The 22,252-nt window shown below is 67.2% G+C and carries 19 protein-coding genes and 1 tRNA gene; 13 read left to right on the top strand and 7 right to left on the bottom strand.

All coding sequences use genetic code 11. From position 1 onward, the window contains the following. Nucleotides 1–185 precede the first annotated feature (185 nt). On the bottom strand, nt 186–1,724 hold the full coding sequence (locus GLS40_RS07595; RefSeq protein ID WP_160382137.1) for an ABC transporter substrate-binding protein: 1,539 nt from the start codon (nt 1,722–1,724) through the stop codon (nt 186–188). Nucleotides 1,725–2,009: 285 nt separating this feature from the next. On the opposite strand from GLS40_RS07595, the gene GLS40_RS07590 reads away from it, so the two are divergent. The 3 genes from GLS40_RS07590 to GLS40_RS07580 all read left to right on the top strand — a co-directional run bounded on the left by GLS40_RS07590 (nt 2,010) and on the right by GLS40_RS07580 (nt 6,000). Next, nucleotides 2,010–3,167, top strand: a complete 1,158-nt coding sequence (locus GLS40_RS07590; RefSeq protein ID WP_160382136.1) for a cache domain-containing protein — start codon at nt 2,010–2,012, stop codon at nt 3,165–3,167. A 53-nt stretch (nt 3,168–3,220) separates the two neighbouring features. After that, nucleotides 3,221–4,669 carry an exonuclease/endonuclease/phosphatase family protein gene (locus GLS40_RS07585; protein ID WP_160382135.1) on the top strand — a complete coding sequence of 483 codons (1,449 nt, stop codon included), beginning with the start codon at nt 3,221–3,223 and terminating at the stop codon, nt 4,667–4,669. Nucleotides 4,670–4,764: 95 nt separating this feature from the next. Then, nucleotides 4,765–6,000 (top strand): CAP domain-containing protein, encoded by a 1,236-nt coding sequence (locus GLS40_RS07580; RefSeq protein WP_160382134.1) that lies wholly within the window; start codon nt 4,765–4,767, stop codon nt 5,998–6,000. Between the two features lie 180 nt (nt 6,001–6,180). On the opposite strand, the gene GLS40_RS07575 is transcribed toward GLS40_RS07580, so the two are convergent. Further along, nucleotides 6,181–6,265 (bottom strand) — tRNA-Leu (locus GLS40_RS07575). Between the two features lie 337 nt (nt 6,266–6,602). On the opposite strand from GLS40_RS07575, the gene GLS40_RS07570 reads away from it, so the two are divergent. Further along, a complete protein-coding gene (locus GLS40_RS07570) occupies nt 6,603–7,082 on the top strand; it encodes a Hint domain-containing protein (protein ID WP_235905811.1) in 480 nt (159 codons plus the stop codon). Nucleotides 7,083–7,433: 351 nt separating this feature from the next. Here the strand turns inward: GLS40_RS07570 and GLS40_RS07565 are convergent, their stop codons facing one another. Continuing rightward, nucleotides 7,434–9,026, bottom strand: a complete 1,593-nt coding sequence (locus tag GLS40_RS07565) for an NAD(P)H-hydrate dehydratase (protein ID WP_160382132.1) — start codon at nt 9,024–9,026, stop codon at nt 7,434–7,436. 167 nt (nt 9,027–9,193) lie between these two features. Between GLS40_RS07565 and GLS40_RS07560 the strand changes: the two genes are divergently transcribed. The 3 genes from GLS40_RS07560 (at nt 9,194) to GLS40_RS07550 (ending at nt 12,375) form a co-directional block, all read left to right on the top strand. Continuing rightward, complete coding sequence (locus GLS40_RS07560; protein ID WP_160382131.1) at nt 9,194–9,532, top strand: P-II family nitrogen regulator; 339 nt, start codon at nt 9,194–9,196, stop codon at nt 9,530–9,532. Between the two features lie 30 nt (nt 9,533–9,562). Beyond that, entirely contained in the window at nt 9,563–10,969 is a 1,407-nt protein-coding gene (gene glnA / locus GLS40_RS07555) for a type I glutamate--ammonia ligase (RefSeq protein ID WP_160382130.1), read from the top strand. 398 nt (nt 10,970–11,367) lie between these two features. Then, nucleotides 11,368–12,375, top strand: a complete 1,008-nt coding sequence (locus GLS40_RS07550; protein ID WP_160382129.1) for a hypothetical protein — start codon at nt 11,368–11,370, stop codon at nt 12,373–12,375. Between the two features lie 4 nt (nt 12,376–12,379). Here the strand turns inward: GLS40_RS07550 and GLS40_RS07545 are convergent, their stop codons facing one another. Next, nucleotides 12,380–13,135 (bottom strand): heme-dependent oxidative N-demethylase family protein, encoded by a 756-nt coding sequence (locus GLS40_RS07545; RefSeq protein ID WP_160382128.1) that lies wholly within the window; start codon nt 13,133–13,135, stop codon nt 12,380–12,382. Nucleotides 13,136–13,308: 173 nt separating this feature from the next. Here GLS40_RS07545 and GLS40_RS07540 point away from each other — a divergent pair, with 173 nt between their 5' ends. Further along, complete coding sequence (locus tag GLS40_RS07540; RefSeq protein WP_160382127.1) at nt 13,309–14,565, top strand: bifunctional alpha/beta hydrolase/OsmC family protein; 1,257 nt, start codon at nt 13,309–13,311, stop codon at nt 14,563–14,565. Here the strand turns inward: GLS40_RS07540 and GLS40_RS07535 are convergent. After that, entirely contained in the window at nt 14,562–15,266 is a 705-nt protein-coding gene (locus GLS40_RS07535; protein WP_160382126.1) for a rhomboid family intramembrane serine protease, read from the bottom strand. The two genes, GLS40_RS07540 and GLS40_RS07535, sit on opposite strands and share 4 nt — an antisense overlap. Nucleotides 15,267–15,379: 113 nt before the next feature. Between GLS40_RS07535 and trpS the strand changes: the two genes are divergently transcribed. The 3 genes from trpS to GLS40_RS07520 all read left to right on the top strand — a co-directional run bounded on the left by trpS (nt 15,380) and on the right by GLS40_RS07520 (nt 18,666). Next, the gene (trpS, locus tag GLS40_RS07530; RefSeq protein ID WP_160382125.1) at nt 15,380–16,420 is read left to right on the top strand and encodes a tryptophan--tRNA ligase; all 1,041 of its coding nucleotides are present in this window, start codon (nt 15,380–15,382) and stop codon (nt 16,418–16,420) included. A gap of 385 nt (nt 16,421–16,805) precedes the next feature. Continuing rightward, the gene (locus GLS40_RS07525; protein ID WP_160382124.1) at nt 16,806–17,297 is read left to right on the top strand and encodes a VOC family protein; all 492 of its coding nucleotides are present in this window, start codon (nt 16,806–16,808) and stop codon (nt 17,295–17,297) included. A gap of 499 nt (nt 17,298–17,796) precedes the next feature. Then, a complete protein-coding gene (locus GLS40_RS07520) occupies nt 17,797–18,666 on the top strand; it encodes a branched-chain amino acid aminotransferase (protein WP_160382123.1) in 870 nt (289 codons plus the stop codon). A gap of 103 nt (nt 18,667–18,769) precedes the next feature. Here GLS40_RS07520 and GLS40_RS07515 read toward each other — a convergent pair whose 3' ends face one another. Further along, nucleotides 18,770–19,483 (bottom strand): GNAT family N-acetyltransferase, encoded by a 714-nt coding sequence (locus GLS40_RS07515; RefSeq protein WP_160382122.1) that lies wholly within the window; start codon nt 19,481–19,483, stop codon nt 18,770–18,772. Between the two features lie 193 nt (nt 19,484–19,676). On the opposite strand from GLS40_RS07515, the gene GLS40_RS18100 reads away from it, so the two are divergent. Together GLS40_RS18100 and GLS40_RS07510 are read left to right on the top strand one after the other, a co-directional pair. After that, entirely contained in the window at nt 19,677–19,802 is a 126-nt protein-coding gene (locus GLS40_RS18100) for a hypothetical protein (protein WP_268892936.1), read from the top strand. A gap of 92 nt (nt 19,803–19,894) precedes the next feature. After that, nucleotides 19,895–20,371: a hemerythrin domain-containing protein gene (locus GLS40_RS07510; RefSeq protein ID WP_160382121.1), complete on the top strand. Its 477-nt coding sequence runs from the start codon at nt 19,895–19,897 to the stop codon at nt 20,369–20,371. Between the two features lie 81 nt (nt 20,372–20,452). Here GLS40_RS07510 and GLS40_RS07505 read toward each other — a convergent pair whose 3' ends face one another. Continuing rightward, entirely contained in the window at nt 20,453–22,108 is a 1,656-nt protein-coding gene (locus tag GLS40_RS07505; protein WP_160382120.1) for an NAD+ synthase, read from the bottom strand. Nucleotides 22,109–22,252: the final 144 nt, after the last annotated feature.

The following is a 22,252-nucleotide window of genomic DNA, read 5'->3' as shown; positions in this document are numbered from 1 at the left end:
CCAAAAACCCCTTCGCCGGGTGACGCAATTCCACTTTGCGGAACATTTGGTTCGCGCCGCAACGCAGCAAACATGCGCAGAGCATCAAATCCGACGGCGACCATACCGTATATTTGAAAGTGGGAAATCTGCCCGCTGCGGAATTATTTTCCGGCGACACGGGGTCGCCGGAAAAGGAGATTCGCCTAGTCTTCCAGCCAGGCGCGGGTCACGTCGGCCACACCCTTGTAGGGCGGCGGCACGTTCTTCACGGAGTCCCTGGTGAAGACATGGTAGCGCCCGCCACCACGATAGAGGATCGAGCCGTCGCGGTTCATCGCCTCGACGATGTCGCATTGCAGCTTCAGCCGCTCCTCGCGGGTGGGCGCCACGCGCATCTTCTCGGACAGCGCGTCCAGCGCGGGATCGTTGAAGCCGGTCAGGTTGTACGAACTGCCGGTGTGGACATAGCCGTAAAGCTGCGGCCCCATGTCCGGACCGTCGGCAATGCGCCAGCCCGAGACGTCCCAGTCCCCGGCGAACACGGGCTTCACGACCGAGTCATAAGGCACCAGTTCCATCTCGATCCCGGCGGCTGCGGCGGTCTGCTGGTAGATCTCGCCCAGTTCGCGGCCCCGCGGCGTGGCGGTGTTGACCATCACGACCTTGACCGTGTCGACCCCCTTGTCGGCCTTGTACTCGTCCACCAGGCGCTTGGCCTCCTTCAGATCGAAATGGCGGTAGCCGGCGTCGCCGCAGTCGTAATCCGGGCCCAGCGGGTGGGTGACGTTGGGCCGGGTGTTCTGCCAGCTGATCTTGTTCACCGCCTCCTGGTTCCAGGCATGGGCCAGGGCGGCGCGCAGGCGCGGGTCGCTCAGCGGTTCACGCTTGGCGTTCAGCATCACCGTCGCGGCCCCTGCCCCGTCGGTGACCAGCGTCACGATGCCGGGGACCTTCTTGGCCTCGTTGATCGTATTGCCCCGGTCGGTCCAGAGCATGTCGACCTCGCCCGATTTCAGCGAGGCAAAGCGCGTCTGGTTGTCGGGCAGGACCCGGAACACGATCGTGTCGAGGTTGATCTCGTCCGCGGCCCAGTAATCGGGGTTGCGCTCGACCACGATGCGGTCGCCGGACATCCAGTCGACAAAGCGGAACGGCCCGGTGCCCACGGGGTGGCGCTGCTGCGCGTCGGCCTCGACATTCTCCTTTGCCGGGATCGGCCCGGACATCGAGGTGGTCGCGATCATCGGCAGCAGGCCCTGCCAGACATGCTTGAGGTGGAATTCCACCGTCAGGGGATCCACCGCCACGACTTTCTCGACCGGCTCGATGAAGGCGCGCGAGCGGGACTTCATCTCGGGATCGAGGATGCGGTTGTAATGCGCGGCCACGTCCCCGGCGTCGAAATCGCTGCCATCGTGGAATTTCACGCCCTCGCGCAGCTTGAAGGTCCAGACAAGCTGGTCGTCGCTGGCGCTCCACTCGGTGGCCAGCAGCGGCTCGGCCTGGCCGGTCTCGGGGTTCCAGTTCAGCAGCGGCTCCTGCATCGTGCGCATGACGGTCTCGCCCGCCTGCCCCAGAACGCCGCCCTTGACGCTGTCAAAGCCGCGGATGTCGTTCGAGATGGCAAAAGTCAGCGTGCCGCCCTTGTGCATTTCATTGGCAAAGGCCGTGCTGGTGGCCAGCACAGCCGCGCCCAGCATCAGCGCGGCGAACCGGGCAGACCCGGTCATGGTTCGTCTCATTGCATTTTCCTCCCTGAATTCGGCGAGGTGCGAAGCACCTCACCGGTCCGGGGAGTGTTGCGGAAATCGGAATACCCGAGAATACCAAATTTCCTGACGACCATCGCAGCCTGACGCACATCCGACGTTTGTCGCATACCTGAAAATGCGTAGATTTCTGTAAATTGCGTCAACAACCTATGGCGTAGTTGCACGGACCCTTTTAGTATTACCTGAGAGATAAGAAACAATACCAACCACAACTCCGGATTGCGCACCGGGGGACAGAGGCTCCGAGGACAGGCCGTGACCAAGACACCCAATGGTTTTTCGCGATTTCCGTCGATCAGCACGTCGTATTTCGGCGTGCTCGTACTGGCGCTCCTGCTGGCGATGATGGCGGTGGTCCCCGCCGTGAAATCCAGCGCCAACGCCTTCGAGTTCCGCCTGAGGCAGGAACTCGTGACCCGCAGCGCCGAGGCGGCCAAGCTCAGCTTCGAACGCGCGCTGTCGCGGGAATGGGAAAGCCTGAACGCCGTGGCGGGCCGCATGGCCCAGGCCGACCTGGACGAGGCGCGCAGCTTCCTCGACGCCGTGGGCCGCGCCAGCAACCGCATCCGCTGGGCCGGGTTCGCCGACAGCACCGGGCGGATCATCGCGGGCACCGAGCGGGAACGCGAGGGCGAGAACGTCGCCTCGCGGCGCTGGTTCCGGGACGGCATGCTGGCCCCGGTGGCGGCTGCCGTGGCCGATCAGGACGCCCTGCGCGTGCGCGCCCCGAACGAGGAAGGCGGCGTGATCAACCTGTCCGTCCCGGTCCGCACCGGCACCGGCCTGACCAAGGGGGTCATGGTCTACAGCCTGAAGGTCGGCTGGATGCGGGATTACCTGACCGAAACGGCCGAGCGCATGGGCGCGGATTTCCACGTGCTGAACGCGGATGGCAGCGTCGTCGTGTCCAGCAACCCCGAGATGTCCGACCTGCCCCCCGTGGTCCGGCGGCTGATGGATGGCGCCCGGGCGGGTGGCCAGCAGCTGCAGGTCGCGGGCGAAGGCAATGCCACCCAGGCGCTCTATGCCGTGCAGTCGGGCTTTGTGGGCGACACCCTGCCCGGCACCGACTGGACCCTGGTGACCGAGATGGACCGCGGCGATTACGGCGGCGCCATGCCGAACCTGGAACGCTCGATCTGGGTGATCCTCGGGGTTGCGGCGCTGACGGTGGTGGCCGCGCTGCTGCTGCATTTCAACTTCATCTTCCGCCCGTTCCTGCGGCTGATCGACAGCGCGGCCGCCCTGTCGCGCGGGGAAACGGAATATCCCGCGCCGGATCGCACCAGCCGGGAAAGCGCCGCCCTGGCCGATGCCCTGTCGCGCATACAGACCGAAATCCAGACGCCGTGGAACCTGCGCAAGCGCAACCGCGACACCGGCGGCGGACCAAGGACCGGCATGTCGGGGTAATATCGCGCCAGACGTGCTAGGCTGGTCCCGGACTCAACCGGAGGACCGGCCCCATGCTCTACGGCGATCTGCGCATCCAGCCCGAGGACGACACCGCCACCCGCCGCTGGAAGACCCGCACCACCCATGACCTGCAGCGCCTGCGCGCCGCGCTGAACGCCGCGCCCGCGCCCGGTGACACCTCGCGCGCGCCGGGGCGCGACCAGGGCCGCCTGCGCATCGCCACATGGAACCTGCGCGAATTCGACAGCGGCAGCTATGGCTACCGCCTGCCCGAGGCGTTCTTTTACCTGGCCGAGGTGATCTCGGCCTTCGACCTCGTCGCCCTGCAGGAGGTGCGCGGCGATCTCAGGGCGCTGCGGCGGCTGATGCGTCTGCTGGGCCCGGACTGGGACTCGATCATGACCGATGCCGACGAGGGCCCGGCCGCCCATAACGAGCGCATGGTCTTTGTCTTCGACACCACCCGCGTCCGGTTCCAGGGCACGGCCGGAGAGCTGAACCTGAGCGGGGACAACTGCCTGATGCTCCCCGACAGCGTCGACCTGGCCCTGCCCGGCGGCATCCGGATCGAACTGCCCGACGGCACCACGCTGGATCAGCCCGACCGCATCCCCTCGGACAAGGTCGGAGATGGCGATTACCGGATCGACCCCGCCGCGCTGGTCGACCTGCCCGAGGGCACGCGGCTGGTGCTGCCCGCGGGAACGCAGCTCGCCTTCAAGGACAGGCCGGCTGAGTTCGGCTTTGACGTGGTGAACAACCGCATCGCGAACAAGCGGCTGGATCTGCAGGACGGCAGCTCCCGCGCCTTTTCCGACCCCGTCCGCCTGCGCTGGCCATCCGGGCAGGTCGAACTTGCCTCGCAGCAATTCGCGCGCACGCCCTTCATCGTCTATTTCCAGGCCGCCTGGGTCAAGATCGCGCTCTGCACCGTGCATATCTTCTTTGGCTCCAACAGCGAGGGCTCTCCCCAGCTGGCCCGCCGGCGGGCCGAGATCGCGGCGCTGACCGCCGCCCTGTCCCGCAAGGCGCGTGAAAAGAACGACAGCGACGCCAACAGCTTCTTTGCCGCCCTGGGCGATTTCAACATCAAGAGCCCCGAGCACGAGACCATGTCGGCCCTGCGCGCCAACGGTTTCGAGGTGCCCGAGAGGATCCGCGAAATCCCCGCCGGATCGAATGTGGCGCGGGACAAGTATTACGATCAGATCGCCTTCTGGCAGGGCGATGGCGGCTATGGCGCGGACAGCTATGCCCGGCTTGAGGTGGCCGATGCCGGAATCTTCGACGTCTTCCGCCATGTCTACCGCCAGGGCGACGAGGATCCCGGCGGCGCAGACGAGGCCTATTTCCGCGCCCGCATGGCCGAGGTCGGGCGCAGCTATGCCGATTACCGGGCCTGGCGCACGCATCAGATGTCGGATCACCTGCCGATGTGGGTCGAGATCGAAAGCGATTTCGCCGATGCCTATCTCGACAGCCTCGTCGCCGGGGCCTGACAGACCGGTGACGCGAATATCCGGAATCCCATACTCCCCAGCCCGCCGGGACCACTGTATACTGCAAGGCACAATCCCCAGCGGAGGAGGCCCGCATGTCCCTGGCCAGCACATTCGAACAGCAGATGCTGTCGCTCATCAACCAGGAGCGCCAGTCGCGCGGACTGGTCCCGCTGAGCCTGGAGCTCAGGCTCAACGACTCCTCCGAGGATCACAGCGCATGGATGCAGGCCTCGGGCATCTTCTCGCACACCGGCGCGGGCGGGTCCTCTGCCACCCAGCGGATGCAGGCGGCGGGCTTCACCTTTGCGGGGAACTGGTCCTCGGCCGAGAATATCGCCTGGCAGTCCGAACGCGGTGCGCCGGGCATCTCGGACGACGTGACCGACCTGCATGTGGCGCTGATGAACAGCCCGGGGCACCGGGCCAATATCCTCACCCCCGAATTCCGCTACATCGGCATCGGCATTGTCGAGGCGCCCTTTGGCGGTGCGCCCGACGCGGTGCTGGTGACCCAGAATTTCGCCGCGACCTCGGCCCCGGTCTATATCGACGACGGGCGCGGGATCGACGGGCTGCGCTACATCGCCTCCTACCCCGACCTGATCGCGGGGTTCGGCCCGAACGCGGCCGCCGGGGTGGCGCATTATCTGGCCCAGGGCATTGTCGAGGGGCGGATGATCAGCTTCGACACGCTGCAATACATCGCCGCCAATCCGGACCTGATCGCCGCCTTCGGACCCGCGGGCACCGGGGCCGTGACGCATTACATCACCCAGGGCTATGGCGAGGGGCGGCAGACCTCGTTCGACGCGCTCGCCTATATCGCCACCTATGCCGATCTTTCGGCGTCCTTCGGCACGGATGCCGGGGCCGGGTTGCAGCATTTCCTCAACGCCGGGGCGGCCGAGGGGCGGGGCATCGGCTTTGACGGGCTGAATTACATCGCATCCCACGACGATCTGATCTTTGCCATAGGCGGCAACGAGAACGGGGGCACCCGGCATTTCATCGACGCCGGGCGCGCCGAGGGGCGGCAGACCACTTTCGACCCGCTGCAATACATCGCCTCGCATGACGACCTCGTGATGGCGCTCGGGGCCGATGCCGAGGCCGGGGCGCTGCATTTCATCGTCGCGGGCCTGGGCGAGGGACGCAGCCGCGACAGCTTTGACGCTTTGCAATACCTTGCGAATTACGCGGATCTGCAGGCCGGTTTCGGCAGCGACCAGGCGGCGGCGACCCTGCACTATATACAGTTCGGACTGGCCGAGGGCCGGACGGACGACAACATCCCCCCGATTGCCGACCCGTTCGACATGGTCATCTGACCCCGGGGGGCAGCAGGTAAGGGCCCTCGCCGCACAGCGCGGCCGCGTCGGCGCGGTGCCGCTTGCAGATAGATGAAACGCACGTTCTGCGCTTGGCAGGAGGCCGGGCGGTCACCGGACCCACGGCCGCGTCATCCCATAGCTCGAAGGAGTGCCACCTTTCGCCTTGCGAAAGGTGTCTGGTGCGGGTGAAGGGACTTGAACCCCCACGCCTTGCGGCGCCAGAACCTAAATCTGGTGCGTCTACCAATTCCGCCACACCCGCATCCTGCACCGGCTGGCCAGCGCAGGTGCGGCGCTATCTAGCAAAGCGCGCGGGCGCATGCGAGCGGAAAAACCGGTGCCGCGCCGGTCGCGGGGTGCAGGCCATGCCCGCGGGCGCGTGCAAAGATGTCGGATCGGGTTCCCGCATCTTCACCGTTTCTTACAGAATTCCGCCCTATTCTGGCACCCAACCGAGGCCGATGGGCCACAATACCCCGGGAAATAAGGCACTTACGAACCGGTCTTCGCGCGAATGCCCCGGTAAAATCTGGATCAGGCCCCAATTCTGCCTTAGTCTGAGGGAAAAAAAGAGGCAGTTCAGACATGGGATGCAGTCAATGAAACCGAATACGGCCACCCGCGCAGCGGCAGATGTCAAAGGCGCCAAGATCCAGGGGATCGCGGCAGGGACCAAGGTCCTGACCCTTGACGGCGAGCTGCCCGTCGAATTCCTGAACGCAGGCGATCGCGTGATCACCCGCGACAGCGGAATGGCCGTCCTCCGGGACATCCGCGTGCGCACCGTCAAGGTCGCCGCCGTTGCCATCGCGGCCAGCTCGCTGGGCCACGATCGTCCCGAGGCCGACATGGTTCTTCCCGCAGGCCAGCAGGTGCTGGTCCGCGACTGGCGCGCACAGGCGCTTTTCGGTCAACAGCAGGCGATGGTGCCGGTATCGCGTCTGGCAGACGGCCAGTTCGTGCGGCACATCGGCGAAGTCGAGATGAGGGTCTTCGAGCTTCGCTTCGACCGCGACCACGTGATCTATGCCGGTGGCATGGAACTGGCCGCTCCTGCCCCCGCAAGCGCTCCCGCCTGACCCGCATACCCACGGAATTCTGAACCAGGGCCGTCCTTCGGGGCGGCCTTTTCCATTGCGGGCAGATCGCAATGCCTGACGCGGATACCCGGCGGCACTCCACGGCGCGCAGCGCCCGGCCCGGATACCCGGCGGCGCTCCACGGCGCGCACCCCTTCGACAGCGCCCCCTGCGGCGGCCCAGGACACGCAACGCCTTGGGCCAAGCCCCGGCGACGCGTCAAGGCGCGCAGCGCCCGGCCCGGATCCCCGACGGCAGTCCAAGACACGCAACGCCCTGCCCGGATCCCCGGCGGCGCCCAGGGCGCGCAAGACCGGGCGGGCCTGCACCGGGACCGCGCGGGATGCCGCCTCAGCCCGCGACCCGGCGGAACACCTCGGGGAGCATGTCGGGCAGGTCCTCGGCGATCAGACCGGGGCCAAAGGCGCGGGCGGCCTCCACATGCAGCCAGGCGGCGGCCTCGGCCACGCAGATCAGCTCGGGCGCGCTGGCGGGCGCGGCAAGCCCCGCGATCAGCCCCGCCAGCACATCCCCCGCCCCCGCCGTGGCCAGCCAGGGCACCGCCCGGTCATAGACCGCCGCATGCAGGCTCGCCGCGCCATCGGGCCGGGCGATCACGGTGTCGGCCCCCTTCAACAGCACCACGCAGCCGGCCCGGGCCGCCGCATGGCGCACCGCCTCGACCTTGGACATCCCCGCGCGCGCCGACAGGGCAAGGTCCGGGAAAAGCCGCCCGAACTCTCCTTCATGCGGCGTCAGGATGCAGCGCGGGTGCAGCAGCGCAAACAGCGCGTCCGGAGCCGGGGCAAAGCTGGTCAGCGCATCGGCGTCCAGCACCACCGCCGGATCCCGGCCCGCCCGCGCGCCCGCCCGTCTGGCGCAGACCGCAGCGACAAGGCTGCGGGTCCGCTCGCCCACCCCAAGCCCGGGGCCAAGGCAGAGCGCCGTCACCCGGTCATCCACCAGCGCCTCGAACGCCTCGGCGTCGCGGCAGGCGCGCAGCATCACCGCATCCATCCGGGCGGCGTTTTCCTGCAGGGCGGCGGGCGGGCAAAGCATGGTGACCAGCCCCGCCCCGGCCCTGAGCGCGGCGCGCGCGGCCAGCCGACCGGCCCCGCCGCGCCCGACACCGCCTGCCAGCACAACCGCGTGACCGAAATCGTATTTGTGCCCCGTGGCGGCCAGCTTGGCGATCGCAGCGCCGGGAAAGACCCGCAGCCCGGGGCCGGTGTCCGCCGTCACAGGTTCGGCCAGACGCAGCGATCCCGCCGCCGGGGGCGATCCGGCCAGATTGCCCCCCGATCCGCCCAGCCCGATATCGGCGCAGACAAGCTGCCCGCAGACCGCCGGCCCGGCGCCCAGGTAGTGCCCGGGTTTCGCAGTGTGAAAGGTCACGGTCAGATCCGCCAGGAACACGCCCTGCCCGCCCGGGATCGCCCCGGTGTCGAGGTTCAGCCCGCTTGGCGCATCGACCGCCACGCGTTGCACCTGGTCGCCGCCCCGGGACGGGCGCGCTACCGCCTCGGCCACCGCCTGCGGCAGGGGGCGGGTCAGCCCGGTGCCGAACAGCGCATCGACCACCAGGTCGACCCCGCCCTCGCAGGGCCCGAGCGGCGCGACCGGACCGGAGGCGGCCCAGAGGTCATGCATCCGCCGCGCATCCGGCGGCAGGCGCGCGGCGTCACCGAAGATCTGCACCGTGACCGCCCAGCCCAGGTCGCGCAGCCGGCGCGCGATGACAAAACCGTCGCCCCCATTGTTGCCCGGCCCGCAGAGGACCAGCGCCGCATGGGCCCCTTCGGACAGGGCGGGCCAGCGTTGGAATACCGCCGCCACGACCGCCCGGCCGGCACGTTCCATCAGCGCCAGGCCTGTGGTCCGGCCGGCGGCGATTGCCGCCTCTTCGGTGGCCCGCATCTGCGCCGCGGTCATCAATTCGGTCATTTCCGCCCCGTTTTCACATTCCGCCCAAATAACGGGCATGATGCGGAAAGTTTCACCGCACCCCGGCGGGCCTCAAGACACTTGCCGTATGCCTGACGATAGCCAATTGTGGCGGATATGCGAAAGTGGTCTCACGACTGCCGACAGGTCTGGCGAGGAGTTCCGACATGAAAAAAATCGAAGCAATCATCAAGCCTTTCAAGCTTGATGAAGTCAAAGAGGCGCTTCAGGACGTGGGCGTGCAAGGCCTGTCAGTGATCGAGGTCAAGGGCTTCGGTCGCCAGAAGGGGCACACCGAACTGTACCGCGGCGCCGAATATGTTGTCGATTTCCTGCCCAAGGTGAAAATCGAGGTGGTTCTCGACGACGACCAGGTGGATGGTGCGATCGAGGCGATCATCGACGCCGCCAAGACCGAGAAGATCGGCGACGGCAAGATTTTTGTCAGCCCGGTTGAACAGGCCATTCGCATCCGTACCGGCGAGTCCGGTTCGGATGCACTTTGATTGAACGTTCCTAAAGGAAGGGAAAAGGGAATGAGCACAGAGAAGCTCTTGAAGCTTATCAAGGACGAGGGTGCCGAATACGTCGACATCCGCTTCACCGACCCGCGCGGCAAGCTGCAGCACGTCACCGTGATGTCCGACCAGGTCGACGCTGACTTCCTTGAGGAAGGCTTCATGTTCGACGGCTCGTCGATCGAGGGCTGGAAGTCGATCGAGGCATCGGACATGAAACTGATGCCCGACACCGAAAGCGCCTATGTCGACCCGTTCTACGCTGAAAAGACGATCTGCATCCATTGCTCGGTCGTGGAACCCGACACCGGCGAACCCTACGAGCGTGACCCGCGCGGCACCGCCCAGAAGGCCGAAGCCTACCTGATCTCTTCGGGTGTGGGCGACAGCGCGTTCATGGGTCCGGAAGCCGAATTCTTCATCTTCGACAACGTCAAATACGCCGTCTCGATGAACAAGGTCTCCTACGAGGTCGACGCGCTGGACGGCGCGTGGAACACCGACACCGACTACGAGATGGGCAACACCGGCCACCGTCCCGGCGTCAAGGGCGGCTATTTCCCGGTCAACCCCGTGGACGATGCGCAGGACCTGCGTTCGGAAATGCTCTCCACCATGAAGCGCATGGGCATGAAGGTCGACAAGCACCACCACGAAGTAGCCTCGTGCCAGCACGAGCTGGGCCTGATCTTCGGCACGCTGACCAAGCAGGCCGACGAGATCCAGAAGTACAAGTACGTGATCCACAACGTGGCCCAGGCCTATGGCAAGTCGGCGACCTTCATGCCGAAGCCGATCAAGGGCGACAACGGCACCGGCATGCATGTGAACATGTCGATCTGGAAGGACGGCAAGCCGCTCTTCGCAGGTGACAAATATGCCGATCTGTCGGACGAGGCGCTGTGGTACATCGGCGGCATCCTGAAGCACGCCAAGGCGCTCAACGCCTTCACCAACCCCGGAACCAACTCGTACAAGCGCCTGATCCCCGGCTTCGAAGCCCCGGTCCTGCGCGCCTATTCGGCACGGAACCGGTCGGGCTGCGTGCGTATTCCGTGGTCGGAATCGCCCAAGGCCAAGCGCGTCGAAGCGCGTTTCCCCGATCCCTCGGCAAACCCCTACCTGGCGTTTGCGGCCCTCATGATGGCCGGTGTCGACGGCATCAAGAACAAGATCGATCCGGGCCCTGCCATGGACAAGAACCTGTACGACCTGCCCCCCGAGGAGCTGGCCGACATCCCGACCGTCTGCGGCTCGCTGCGCGAGGCCCTGGACGAGCTGCAGAAGGACATGGACTTCCTGCTGGCCGGCGACGTGTTCACCAAGGACCAGATCGAAGGCTACATCGCCCTGAAAATGGACGAGATCGAGATGTACGAGCACACGCCGCACCCGGTCGAATACGCGATGTACTACAGCTGCTGATCCCGGCGTTCCGGCCCCGCCGGAGCATCGCGACAGACCAATCGGGGCGCCTTTCGGGGCGCCCCTTTCATTTGGGCAGCGCGTGAACAATCCCGCCCGCCCCCGCCCAGGGTCGCCCGGCCGTCAACGGTGAGGGGAGATTCTCCGGGTCATTTCGCGCCGCGTCGCCACAGTCTCTGGCCCGGGACAGCGCCTGAAACGGGAAATTTTCCTGCAAAACGGGGCTGTTTTTGCGGGATCCGGCCGAATTGTGACCTACGGGTCCGAATTGCGGCGAAATTGCGCGGGGCTGCCCCGAAATGACCCGAATGCCTGCGAGAAAATTGCTTGGGCAGCACAGTTTGTCCGCATTTCGGTGGCACGGTCGCAGCATGGGACAGAACACCGGAACCGTGCACATGACCACCGCAGCTCAGGACTTTCAGGCAGGCCTCATCTTCACCGACGAGACCGACGTGACCATCGAACTTCTCACCGGCCCGATCCAGGTGGCGCTCGATACTTTTGGCGAGACGGTGCGGGCCGAAGCCGATGTGAGCTTTGACCGGGTGGTGATGATCGGCCGCAGCTTTGCGGTCGAGGCGCAGATTTTCGACGCGCCCGATGCCGATCCCGACATGCTGAAGATGCTGACCGAATGCAGCCGGGACAATCCCCTGGTGGACGATGCGACGCGTCAGGCCGTGTCCGCGCCGACCTCCTGGGTGCATGTGACCGTGCGTGCCCTGTCCGACAGCGACGACATGCCCCGCGGCACCGCCCAGGCGATGCTGGCCGAAATCATCCACCACTATGTCGAGGTGACCGGCGCGCCCTTCGTCCAGTGGCTGAACCGCGACACCATCCTGCGGGCCGACCGTTTCATCAACGCCTTCCAGCCGATCCGCATGCGCAAGGCCGAATGCAACCGCCTGGCCGCCCTGCAGGCCGAAGGCACCGTCGCCACCCCGCGCCGCGTCCGCCCGGCCACGGCGCCTGCGCGCCGCACCACCCCCTTTGTCGCGTCGCCCTTCGCCGGGCCGGTCAAGGCTGGCGAAACCGATGCCACCACCATCGCCGCCGGCGCATGGGTCCGCTACGAGGATACCGCAGCCGAAACCCCCGATGTCGAGGACAAGGCCACCAGCGACCTGCGCAGCCTGGCCGCCGTCTTCCGCACCGAGCCGGTGATCTTCGATGACGAAAACGGCAAGCGCACCCCGATCGAGGCACGTCTGGCCACCTGGACCGTCAATGCCTCGGTTGCCGTCTTCTCGCCGCCCGTGGGCGCCGCCCTGCTGGTCTACAACCTGCTGCGGGGCGAGAACTTCCGCGTCTCGATGCACACGCTGACGCTGGTCACCGCCTCCATCGGGCTGGGCGTGCACCAGACGATGGCCAGCACCCTGGCCGCCCTGGCGTTCTGATCGCTCACTCCCCGGTGCTCTCCTCGGGCGCGCGGGTGACAAAGGTATGGATGCCGAACACAACCGCATCCGTTTCAGGCAGGCGCCACAGCGTCTGCCTTTCGCTTCTGAGGAACTTCATCTTTTCCCGCCCCGCGCGGGCCGGATCGCGGGGGTCCTCCTCGCGCCGGGGCTGGAACAGCGCGGGGTTGGCATAGGGCAGGTAGTTGTAGCGCCACAGCGGCTTGCCCGCGCGGATGCCGTCGAACAGGCGCTGCACCCGTTTGGCGACATCCGCGTCATAGACCGCGACGGGCCGGTGGATGCGGATCAGCGGCATCATGAACTTCTGCTCCAGCGTCCAGGCCGAGGGGAAACACAGCACCGCGCCGGTCAGCACATGTTCCGCGCCCCGCTTTTGCAACAGGCAGAAATCCTCCTGCACCAGCAGGGCCAGGGTGCCCAGCGGATCCTCCGGATCCACCGCCACCGTCCGGCCATCGGGCCGCGTCACCTGTCCCGCCCCCACGGCAAAGCCGCTGGCGCCGCGCAGGAAATCCAGCACCGCCGCCAGCAGTTCGCGCGCCGCCGGCATGGCCTCGGGCGCCAGGCGCAGCACGGCGTCGCGCCGCTCGGCCAGCAGGCGGGCGCGTTCGGCCATCTGGATGGCATAGGCCTCGTCGACCAGCAGCCACTCCGCCGGGTCCAGCGGCTGGATGCCCGGCAGGCGGCGGTGGTCATGGGCGGCATAAGGGATGGCGTTCTGCAGGATCTCGGTCATGCGTCAGGATTGCCGTCAAAGCGCGGCGCTGTCCATCGCCGGGGCGCGGCGCCGGGCCCCCTGCCCGATCCGCGGGCACATCGCAGTCCGTCACCTTGCCGTGACGTTGCACCCTGCCCCCTTGCCCCATGCGCGCCCGAAGGCCACTGATCTTGGAAAAAGGAGCCCAGCCGATGCCCAGCTCGAAGATCCAGTTCCCCGGCCATGACGGCCACCCCCTGGCAGCCCGGCTGGACCGGCCCGAGGGGCCGCAGCTGGCGACCGCGCTGTTTGCCCATTGCTTCACCTGTTCCAAGGACATCGCCGCCGCGCGCCGGATCTCGCAACGGCTGGCGGCCATGGGCATCGCGGTCCTGCGGTTCGATTTCACCGGGCTGGGCCATTCCGGCGGGGAATTCGCCAATACGACGTTTTCCTCCAACGTGGGCGATCTGGAACGTGCCGCCGACTGGCTGCGCGACGAGGGCATGGCCCCGACCCTGCTGATCGGCCATTCGCTGGGCGGGGCGGCGATCCTCAGGGCGGCGCAGGCGATCCCCTCGGCGCGGGCCGTGGTCAGCATCGCCGCGCCCTTCGATCCCGCGCATGTGACGCATAATTTCGGCGACGCGCTGGACCGGATCGAGACGGAGGGAGAGGCCCTCGTGCCCCTTGGCGAGCGCAGCTTTGTCATCCGGCGGTCCTTTGTCGACGACATCCGCGCCGCCTCGCTGGGCGAGGCGATTGCCGGGCTGCGCCGCGCCCTGCTGATCCTGCATGCGCCGCGCGACGCGGTGGTCGGCATCGACAATGCCCAGCGGATTTTCGAGGCGGCCAAACATCCCAAGAGCTTTGTCACCCTGGACGATGCGGATCACCTGGTCAGCAATGCCGCCGATGCGGAATACGCGGCCGAGGTCATCGCCGCCTGGGCCGGGCGCTACATCCCGCTGACCCCGCCCGCCCCGCCGCCCGGCGCACCCGAAGGCATCGTGCGCGTGGCCGAGGCCGACCCGGACGGGTTCCTGCAGGATGTGAACGACGGCCCCTTTCACCACCTGCTGGCAGATGAGCCCGAGGCCTATGGCGGCACCAACCGGGGCATGTCGCCCTATGGCTTTCTGGCCGCCGGGCTGGGGGCCTGCACCTCGATGACGATCCGCATGTATGCCCGCCGCAAGGGCTGGCCGCTGGAGCATGTGCAGGTCGACGTGAGCCACGACAAGGTCCATGCCCAGGATGCCGGGACCACCGCCGACACCAAGGTCGACGTCTTCCGCCGGGTGATCCGGCTGGAGGGGCCCCTGTCCCCCGACCAGCGGGCCCGCCTGCGCGAGATCGCCGACCGCTGCCCGGTGCACCGCACTCTGGAGATGGCCTCGGAGGTGCGCACCGAGCTGGCCGAGGCGCCCCGCCCCGCGGCCGAGACGGAGCCGCAGGGCTGCCCCTAGCCTTCGCGCCGCAGCCGCGCGACCAGGGCCCTGAACCCGCCGGGCACCAGCACCGGCGCCAGCACGAAACCGGCGATGAAGCCGCCGATATCCGCGATCCAGCCCTGCGTGGCGCCAAAGATCAGCCCGAACAGCAGCTGCAGCCCCATCAGCACGCCGATCAGGGTAAAGGCCCGCAGCTGCTGCTGCCCATAGGCCCTGAGCCGCACCCAGAGCGCCCAGGTGAAGGCCCCGATCAGCCCGTAGACCGGCGGGAAGGCCCCAATCAGGGGAAAGTCCTCGGTCGCGAGCAGGCCGTAGAGCAGGGCACCCAGGATCGCGGCGGCAAAGAAGATCACCAGCACCGCAAGCGAGCCCATGATCTCGCCCACCCATTTCCCGAGCGCCAGCAGCATCGCGCAGGAAAACAGCGTCGAGGTAAAGACCGGGTGGATGAAGGGATAGGTGACGAAGCGCAGCAAATGCTCGCGCGGCCAGAAATGCTGCTCCAGCATCCACTGGAAGACCTGCGCCGAAAAGCCGTAATCGCGGATCGCCTGCAGGCGCCAGCCCACGGCACCGGGGCCGCCGACAATGCCGTTGGCGCCAAGGGTCAGGGCCGCCTCGACCCCGATGATCGCCAGGAACAGCAGCCAGACCGCCGGGGGCAGCGGGTTCACCGCGCTTTCAAAGCGCGGGGGTTCGCCGTCGGGTAGTGCCATTGCTGCTGCCTTTCCTGTGCCGCGCGGCCGGGCCGCGGGGGCGCGTCGCTTGACGCCCTCATGCCGCATGGGTAAGCGAGGTCCGTCCGGAATTCCAGTGAGCGGAGCGACGCATGTCAGAAGATCAGGCCAGCCAGACGGCGACGACGTTCACCCCGCGGGTGTTTTCGGGGATCCAGCCCTCGGGCGGGCTGACACTGGGCAACTACCTGGGCGCCATCCGCCGCTTTGTCGACATGCAGAACGAGGGCATCCAGACGATCTATTGCATGGTCGACCTGCATGCGATCACCGTCTGGCAGGATCCGGCCGCGCTGCGCCGCCAGACGCGCGAGCTGGCGGCGGGCTACATCGCCGCGGGCCTCGACCCGGCCAGGTCGATCCTGTTCAACCAGAGCCAGGTGCCCGAACATGCGCAGCTGGCCTGGATCTTCAACTGCGTCGCCCGGATGGGCTGGATGCAGCGGATGACCCAGTGGAAGGACAAGGCGGGCAAGAATTCGCAGAACGCCTCGCTTGGCCTCTTTGCCTATCCGGCGCTGATGGCCGCCGACATCCTGATCTACCACGCCACCCATGTGCCCGTGGGCGAGGACCAGAAACAGCATGTCGAGCTGACGCGCGATATCGCGGCCAAGTTCAACCATGATTACAAGGTCGATTTCTTCCCCATGACCGAGCCGGTGATCGAGGGCACGGCGACCCGCGTCATGTCCCTGCGCGACGGGTCCCGGAAGATGTCGAAAAGCGATCCCTCGGACATGAGCCGGATCAACATGACCGACGATGCCGACACGATCTCGCAGAAGATCCGCAAGGCGCGCACCGATGCCGATGCCCTGCCCTCCGAGACCGACGGGCTGAAGGACCGGCCCGAGGCGCGCAACCTGGTCAGCATCTATGCGGCGCTTTCGGACATGACGATGGCCGAGGTTCTGGCGGATGTCGGCGGCAAGCAGTTCTCGGAATTCAAGCCGATGCTGGCCGAGCTTGCGGTGGCCAAGCTGGCGCCGATCTCCACCGAAATGGCCCGCCTGATGCAGGCGCCCGAGGAAATCGACGCGATCCTGGGCCGCGGCGCCGCCGACGCCCGCGCCATCGCCGCGCCGATCCTGGAAAAGACCTACGAGATCGTGGGGATGGTCCGCAGCTGAGGCCGCGGTGAGTCGGGGCCAAAGGGGCACGGCGGGTCGAGGGGCGACGGGGCGCGGCCGGCGGGCCGAAACGTCGGGACGCTGACCGGCGGGGTCCCGGGGCAGGCCCGGGACACCGGATGGCGGGGGCCGCACCGCACACCGCCGCACCGTATGCTGCCCCGGCCTTGCGCCGGGGCCCCGCCGATCCCTGGCCCGCGCCCGGCAATCCGCCAGGCACACCGCCGCACCGCACGCTGCCACGCCCCGGCCTTGCGCCGGGGCCCCGCCGATCCCTGATCCGCGCCCGGCAATCCGCTCAGCCATGCACAGATGGCCTGCGCCCATGATCCTTTGCCCGCCGCTACGCCGTGCCTAGATTGGTGCAAAGCAAGGGAACAGCATCATGACACAGCCAGTCCACCCGCAAACCCGCATCGGCCATATCCACCTGAAGGTCGCCGACCTCGACCGCGCCATCGGCTTCTATTCGGGCGTCCTCGGCTTCGAGCTGCAGCAGAGATACGGCCCCCAGGCCGCCTTTCTGTCGGCCGGCGGCTATCACCACCACATCGGCCTCAACACCTGGGAGAGCAAGGGCGGTTCCCCGGCCCCGCACGGGCACACCGGGCTCTACCATACTGCCTTCCTCTACCCCGACCGCGCCCAGCTTGCCGACGCCCTGCGCCGGGTGGTGCAGGCCGGCATCCCCATCGACGGCGCCGCCGATCACGGGGTGAGCGAGGCGATCTACCTGCGCGACCCCGACGGCAACGGGGTGGAGCTCTACCGCGACCGGGCCGAGGCCGACTGGCCCCGCAATGCCAAGGGCGAGCTGAAGATGGTCAACACGCCGCTCGACCTCGACGCCCTGCTGGCCGAGGCCCCCGCCGCCTGACCCCAACCGCGTCCCGGGCCTGCCCCGGGACCCCGCCGGGACCCCGCGCGCCGCCTTCGGGAAAATGTCGCGCGGCTGTCACACGGGCGTTTCACAGGCTCCATAGGGTCCGGCGCAAATCACCGTCCCTCTGCGAGAGCCAAGAGATGACCCGCCGGCCACTGCCAACCATCGCATACCAGCTCCCCGCCCCGGGTGCCGTGACGCTGGACCCGGCCCGCGGCACTGCCGGGCCGGGCGATTGCGCGCCAGGCCACGGCGCCTTTTGCCTCGCCCGCCCGAGGAGCGCCCTGGCCCTCGCACTTTTCCTCACCTGCGGCGGTGCAGGCCCAATCCACTGACCTTTCCGGAATTTCCCCCCCAAGACCCTTTTCCATGACCTGTTTTTTGGTGACGCCCCCGGCCCCCCGCGGCCGGGGGCACTTTACCTGTCCCCCCGCTGGGCAAGTCGGTTCACGTCTGCCATAAGGTTGCGCGACACGAGACGAGGGGAGCGATCATGGCCACCGGCACCAACCTGCGCACATATTTCCAGGGCACATGGCACGAGGGCGACGTGCCGGTGATGAAGGCCGCCGATCACGGGTCATGGCTGGGCACCACGGTGTTCGACGGGGCGCGGATGGTGAACGGGCTGGTGCCCGACCTCGACGCCCATTGCGCCCGCGTCAACCGCTCTGCCGAGGCGTTGATGATCACCCCCTCGGTGGCGACCGAGCAGATGATCGCCATCATCCGCGACGGGCTGTCACGCTATCCCGCCGGTGCCCCGGTCTATATCCGCCCGATGTACTGGGCGCTGGAGGGCGGCGACATGGGCGTGGCCCCCAAGGAGGGCGGCGAGACCGGTTTCTGCGTCTCGCTCGAAGAGATCCCGATGGCCCCGCCCGAGGCCGCGACCACCCTCACCCGCACCCGGTTCCGCCGCCCGACGCTGGACTGCGCGGTGACAAATGCCAAGGCCGGCTGCCTCTATCCCAACAACGCCCGGATGCTGGTCGAGGCGCGCCGGAAGGGGTTCGGCAATGCCCTGGTCGCCGATGCCATGGGCAATGTGGCAGAAACCGCCACCGCCAATGTCTTCATGGTCAAGGATGGCGAGGTCTTCACCCCGATCGCCAACGGCACCTTCCTGGCCGGGATCACCCGCGCGCGCCACATGGCCAACCTGCGCGCCGACGGGGTGAAGGTGCATGAAAGCGTGCTGTCCTTCGCCGATTTCGAAGCCGCCGACGAGGTCTTCCTGTCGGGCAACTTGATGAAGGTCACGCCCGTCACCGCCTTTGACGATGTGCAATACCAGGTCGGGCCGGTGACCCGCCGGGTGCGCGACCTTTACTGGGACTGGGCGGCCGGCTCGCCCCTCTGACCCCGGCGCACGGGCCCTGGCGGGGCGGGCTGCCGCCCCTTCGGCATGATCAGAGGGGGGCGCTGTCCGGGAACTCGCCCCGCAGGCGCGGCGCCCCGGCAGCTCAGAGCGACGGGTCGATCATCTTGAGCACCGGCGCGGTCCAGTCGGACAGGCTGCGTTTCTGCCGGCCCTCGCCGTCGAAATTCGACGGGTCCAGCCAGGCCTCGAATCCCGCCTTCAGCTCGGGCCATTCGCTGTCGATCACGGCCAGCCAGGCGGTATCGCGGTTGCGCCCCTTCACCACCAGAGCCTGGCGAAAGATCCCCTCGTAGGAAAACCCATAGCGCTGCGCGGCCCGGCGCGACGGGGCGTTCAGCGCGTTGCACTTCCATTCGTAGCGCCGATACCCCGCCTCGAAGGCCCAGCCCATCATCAGGGCCATGGCCTCGGTCGCGGCGCGGGTGCGCTGCAGGCAGGGGGCGAAGTTGATGTTGCCGACCTCGATGGACCCCGCCTCCGGGGCGATGCGCAGGTAAGAGGCCATGCCGCCCCATTGCCCGGTTTCCTTGTCGCGGATGGCCAGGAACAGCGGATCGCTGCCCGCTTCGCAGCTGGCGATCCAGTCGCGAAAGCCTTCAAACGAGTCGAATGGGCCCGCGAACATGTAATCCCACAGCCAGTCATGGCCCTGGAACGCCTCCCACAGCGGGGCGGCGTGATCGGCGGCGCTGAGCGGGACGAGTTCGCCATAGCGCCCGTCCAGCCGCAGCGCACCGGGTGCGGGCGGCGGGGTCCAGTTCTCGACAATGGCTCCGACCGGGCGGTCCTGGGACATCGCTGCCTCCTTTCGGCTTGTGCGCTGGCGGAGACTAGCACCTTGGCCGCCGGGCGAAAGGCCCATCCGGCTGGCAGGATTCTGCCCATCCGGCCCCTTGCCCGAGGTGCAGCGCAGGTTTTCCCAATTGGTGCCGCAATGCCCCGGCACAACCGCACCCGTGAGGTAACGAGGCAGAAACGGAGCAGACCGCATGAGCGACAGCGCGCAATCCACGGGCCGGGCCCGGGGATTTCCCATCCCGGGCATCGACTGGGTGATTTTCCTGACGGGCATTGCCGTATTTGTCCTGGCCGTCGCAGGGCTTGCCACGACCTGACCCTGCCGGCCTGCCCCGGTGCGCCCCGCGCCGGGGAACCCGCCGCCCTTCCCGATGGTTCGACTCCCGAGACCATCGGAAAGGACAGTCCCATGACATCGATCTACGACGCGATTCGCGCGGACCATGACCGCCACCGCGAGCTGCTGGAGCGCATCGACGACACCAGCGGCGACAGCGCCGAGCGCAAGACAGCCTGGCGGGCCTTCTACCAGGACGTCAAAAGCCATTCGGCCGCCGAGGAAGAAACCTTTTATTCCAAGCTGATGCAGCAGACCTGGGGCCAGGATGCGGCGCGCCATTCGGTGCATGAGCACGCCGAGATGGACGAGATCATGGAAGAGCTGCGCGGGATGGACATGTCCTCGCCCGGCTGGATCCAGCGCTTCCGCACGCTCAAGCACGATTACGAACATCACATGGAAGAAGAGGAAAACGAGGTTTTCGCCCGCGCCAGGAAAGTGATCGGCGCCGAAAAGAACGAGAGTTTCGGCGCGCGGTTCCAGACCCGCAAGGCGCAGGAGCTGGAACTGATCGAGGCCAAGCGCGAGGACGCGCTGGAGGATTGAGGCCCGGGGGCGATGCCAGTTACGGCAGCGCAACCGGCAGGTCCGGGGTCAGGACCCGGTGATCCTGGGCCCGCAAGGCCCCTACCTGTCGCGCCAGCCGTTCACGATGGGATAGCGCCGGTCCAGCCAGAAGGCGCGCTTGGTCAGCCGCGTGCCGGGCGCGGACTGGAACCGCTTGTATTCGCTGAGGTAGATCAGCCGTTCGACCCGTTTGGCATCCTCGTGGGCGTAGCCCGCCGCGACACAGTCCGACACCGAACCGTCCAGGTCGATCAAGATGGTCAGGATCGCGTCCAGCACAGGGTAATCGGGCAGCGAATCGCTGTCCTTCTGATCCTCGCGCAGCTCGGCCGAAGGGGGCTTGGTGATGACCCGTTCGGGAATCACGGCGCCTTCGGGGCCCATCATCCAGGGCCGGTGATTGGCATTGCGCCAGCGGCACTGTTCAAAGACGCGGGTCTTGTAGAGATCCTTGATCGGGTTGTAGCCGCCCGCCATGTCGCCGTAGATCGTGGCATAGCCGACCGCGACCTCGGACTTGTTGCCGGTGGTCAGCAGCATCTCGCCGAACTTGTTGGACAGGGCCATCAGCAGCAGGCCGCGCAGGCGGGACTGGATGTTTTCCTCGGTCAGGTCGGGCTTGAGCCCCTCGAACATCGGCGCCAGCGCCTCGGTCACCGCGGCGCGGGGGCCCGAGATCGGCACGAAATCGTAATGGCAGCCCAGGGCCTCGGCCACCGCCTTGGCATCCTCCAGCGAATGCTCCGAGGTGTATTCCGACGGCAGCATCACGCAGCGCACGTTCTGCGGGCCAAGCGCATCGCTGGCGATGGTTGCCACGATGGCGCTGTCGATCCCGCCCGACAGGCCCAGCAGAACCTTGCCGAACCCGCATTTGCCGCAGTAATCGCGCAGGGATTCGACCATCGCGCGGTAATCCTGTTCCCACTCGTCGGGAATATGGGCCATCTCGCCCTGTTCGATGCGCCAGCCCTCGGCGCCGCGGACCAGGTCGATATGGGTGATCTGCTCGTCAAAGACCGGCATGTGGAACGCCAGCCCTCCGCCGGGGTTCAGCCCGAAGGAGCCACCGTCGAACACCTGATCGTCCTGCCCGCCGACCATGTTCAGATAGATCAGCGGCAGCCCGGTTTCGACCACGCGGGCAACCATATGGTTGAACCGGGTGTCCATCTTGTCCCGGTAATAGGGCGAGCCATTGGGCACCAGCAGGAATTCCGCCCCCGTTTCAGCCAGGGTCTCGGGCACCTCGGGGTGCCAGGCGTCCTCGCAGATCGGCGATCCGACACGGGTATTGCCCACGGAATAGGGCCCGCCCAGGGGGCCGCTGTCGAATATGCGCACCTCGTCGAACACCGTTTCGTTCGGCAGGTTGTGTTTCAGCACCCGGCTGACGACCTTGCCGCCCCGGCAGATGTGATAGGCGTTGTAAAGCTGCGCGCCCTCGATCCACGGCCCGCCCACGGCCAGCGCGGGACCATCGGCACAGGCGGCGGCCAGATCCTCGATCGCGGCGATGGCATGCTGGTGAAAGGCGGGCTTTTCCACCAGATCCTGGGTGTTGTAGCCGGTCACGAACATCTCGGTGCAGGCGACGAGGTCGGCCCCGGCGTCGCGCCCGGCCTCCCAGGCCGCGCGGGCCTTGGCGACGTTGCCGGGAATGTCACCCACTGTCGGGTTCAGCTGCGCCAGCGTGATGCGGAACCTGTCGGCCATGCGATCTGCCCTTCTGCCTGTCCCCGCCTGATTAGCGGCCATGACGCGGAAGGGAAAGCCGGTTTGCCCGAAAGACGTTGTAAGGGCCGTTCCCGTCATTTAGGTTTTCGGCACCTGCCCGCCGGGATGCAAAGATCCGGGCCG

Source organism: Pseudooceanicola pacificus (assembly GCF_009789075.1).
Lineage (GTDB): Bacteria > Pseudomonadota > Alphaproteobacteria > Rhodobacterales > Rhodobacteraceae > Pseudooceanicola > Pseudooceanicola pacificus.
The sequence above is the reverse complement of the archived record's forward strand: the minus strand, read 5'-3'. Positions and strand labels throughout refer to the sequence as shown.

Excerpts from the sequence above, each read along its gene's own strand:
- GLS40_RS07515 (WP_160382122.1), bottom strand. The coding sequence starts at position 19,483 with ATGTCCCAGGACCGCCCGGTCGGAGCCATTGTCGAGAACTGGACCCCG.
- GLS40_RS07570 (WP_235905811.1), top strand. The coding sequence starts at position 6,603 with ATGAAACCGAATACGGCCACCCGCGCAGCGGCAGATGTCAAAGGCGCC.
- GLS40_RS07550 (WP_160382129.1), top strand. The coding sequence starts at position 11,368 with ATGACCACCGCAGCTCAGGACTTTCAGGCAGGCCTCATCTTCACCGAC.
- trpS (WP_160382125.1), top strand. The coding sequence starts at position 15,380 with ATGTCAGAAGATCAGGCCAGCCAGACGGCGACGACGTTCACCCCGCGG.
- GLS40_RS07535 (WP_160382126.1), bottom strand. The coding sequence starts at position 15,266 with ATGGCACTACCCGACGGCGAACCCCCGCGCTTTGAAAGCGCGGTGAAC.
- GLS40_RS07505 (WP_160382120.1), bottom strand. The coding sequence starts at position 22,108 with ATGGCCGACAGGTTCCGCATCACGCTGGCGCAGCTGAACCCGACAGTG.
- GLS40_RS07520 (WP_160382123.1), top strand. The coding sequence starts at position 17,797 with ATGGCCACCGGCACCAACCTGCGCACATATTTCCAGGGCACATGGCAC.
- GLS40_RS07580 (WP_160382134.1), top strand. The coding sequence starts at position 4,765 with ATGTCCCTGGCCAGCACATTCGAACAGCAGATGCTGTCGCTCATCAAC.
- GLS40_RS07565 (WP_160382132.1), bottom strand. The coding sequence starts at position 9,026 with ATGACCGAATTGATGACCGCGGCGCAGATGCGGGCCACCGAAGAGGCG.
- GLS40_RS07540 (WP_160382127.1), top strand. The coding sequence starts at position 13,309 with ATGCCCAGCTCGAAGATCCAGTTCCCCGGCCATGACGGCCACCCCCTG.
- glnA (WP_160382130.1), top strand. The coding sequence starts at position 9,563 with ATGAGCACAGAGAAGCTCTTGAAGCTTATCAAGGACGAGGGTGCCGAA.
- GLS40_RS07545 (WP_160382128.1), bottom strand. The coding sequence starts at position 13,135 with ATGACCGAGATCCTGCAGAACGCCATCCCTTATGCCGCCCATGACCAC.
- GLS40_RS07595 (WP_160382137.1), bottom strand. The coding sequence starts at position 1,724 with ATGAGACGAACCATGACCGGGTCTGCCCGGTTCGCCGCGCTGATGCTG.
- GLS40_RS07510 (WP_160382121.1), top strand. The coding sequence starts at position 19,895 with ATGACATCGATCTACGACGCGATTCGCGCGGACCATGACCGCCACCGC.
- GLS40_RS07585 (WP_160382135.1), top strand. The coding sequence starts at position 3,221 with ATGCTCTACGGCGATCTGCGCATCCAGCCCGAGGACGACACCGCCACC.
- GLS40_RS07560 (WP_160382131.1), top strand. The coding sequence starts at position 9,194 with ATGAAAAAAATCGAAGCAATCATCAAGCCTTTCAAGCTTGATGAAGTC.
- GLS40_RS07525 (WP_160382124.1), top strand. The coding sequence starts at position 16,806 with ATGACACAGCCAGTCCACCCGCAAACCCGCATCGGCCATATCCACCTG.
- GLS40_RS18100 (WP_268892936.1), top strand. The coding sequence starts at position 19,677 with ATGAGCGACAGCGCGCAATCCACGGGCCGGGCCCGGGGATTTCCCATC.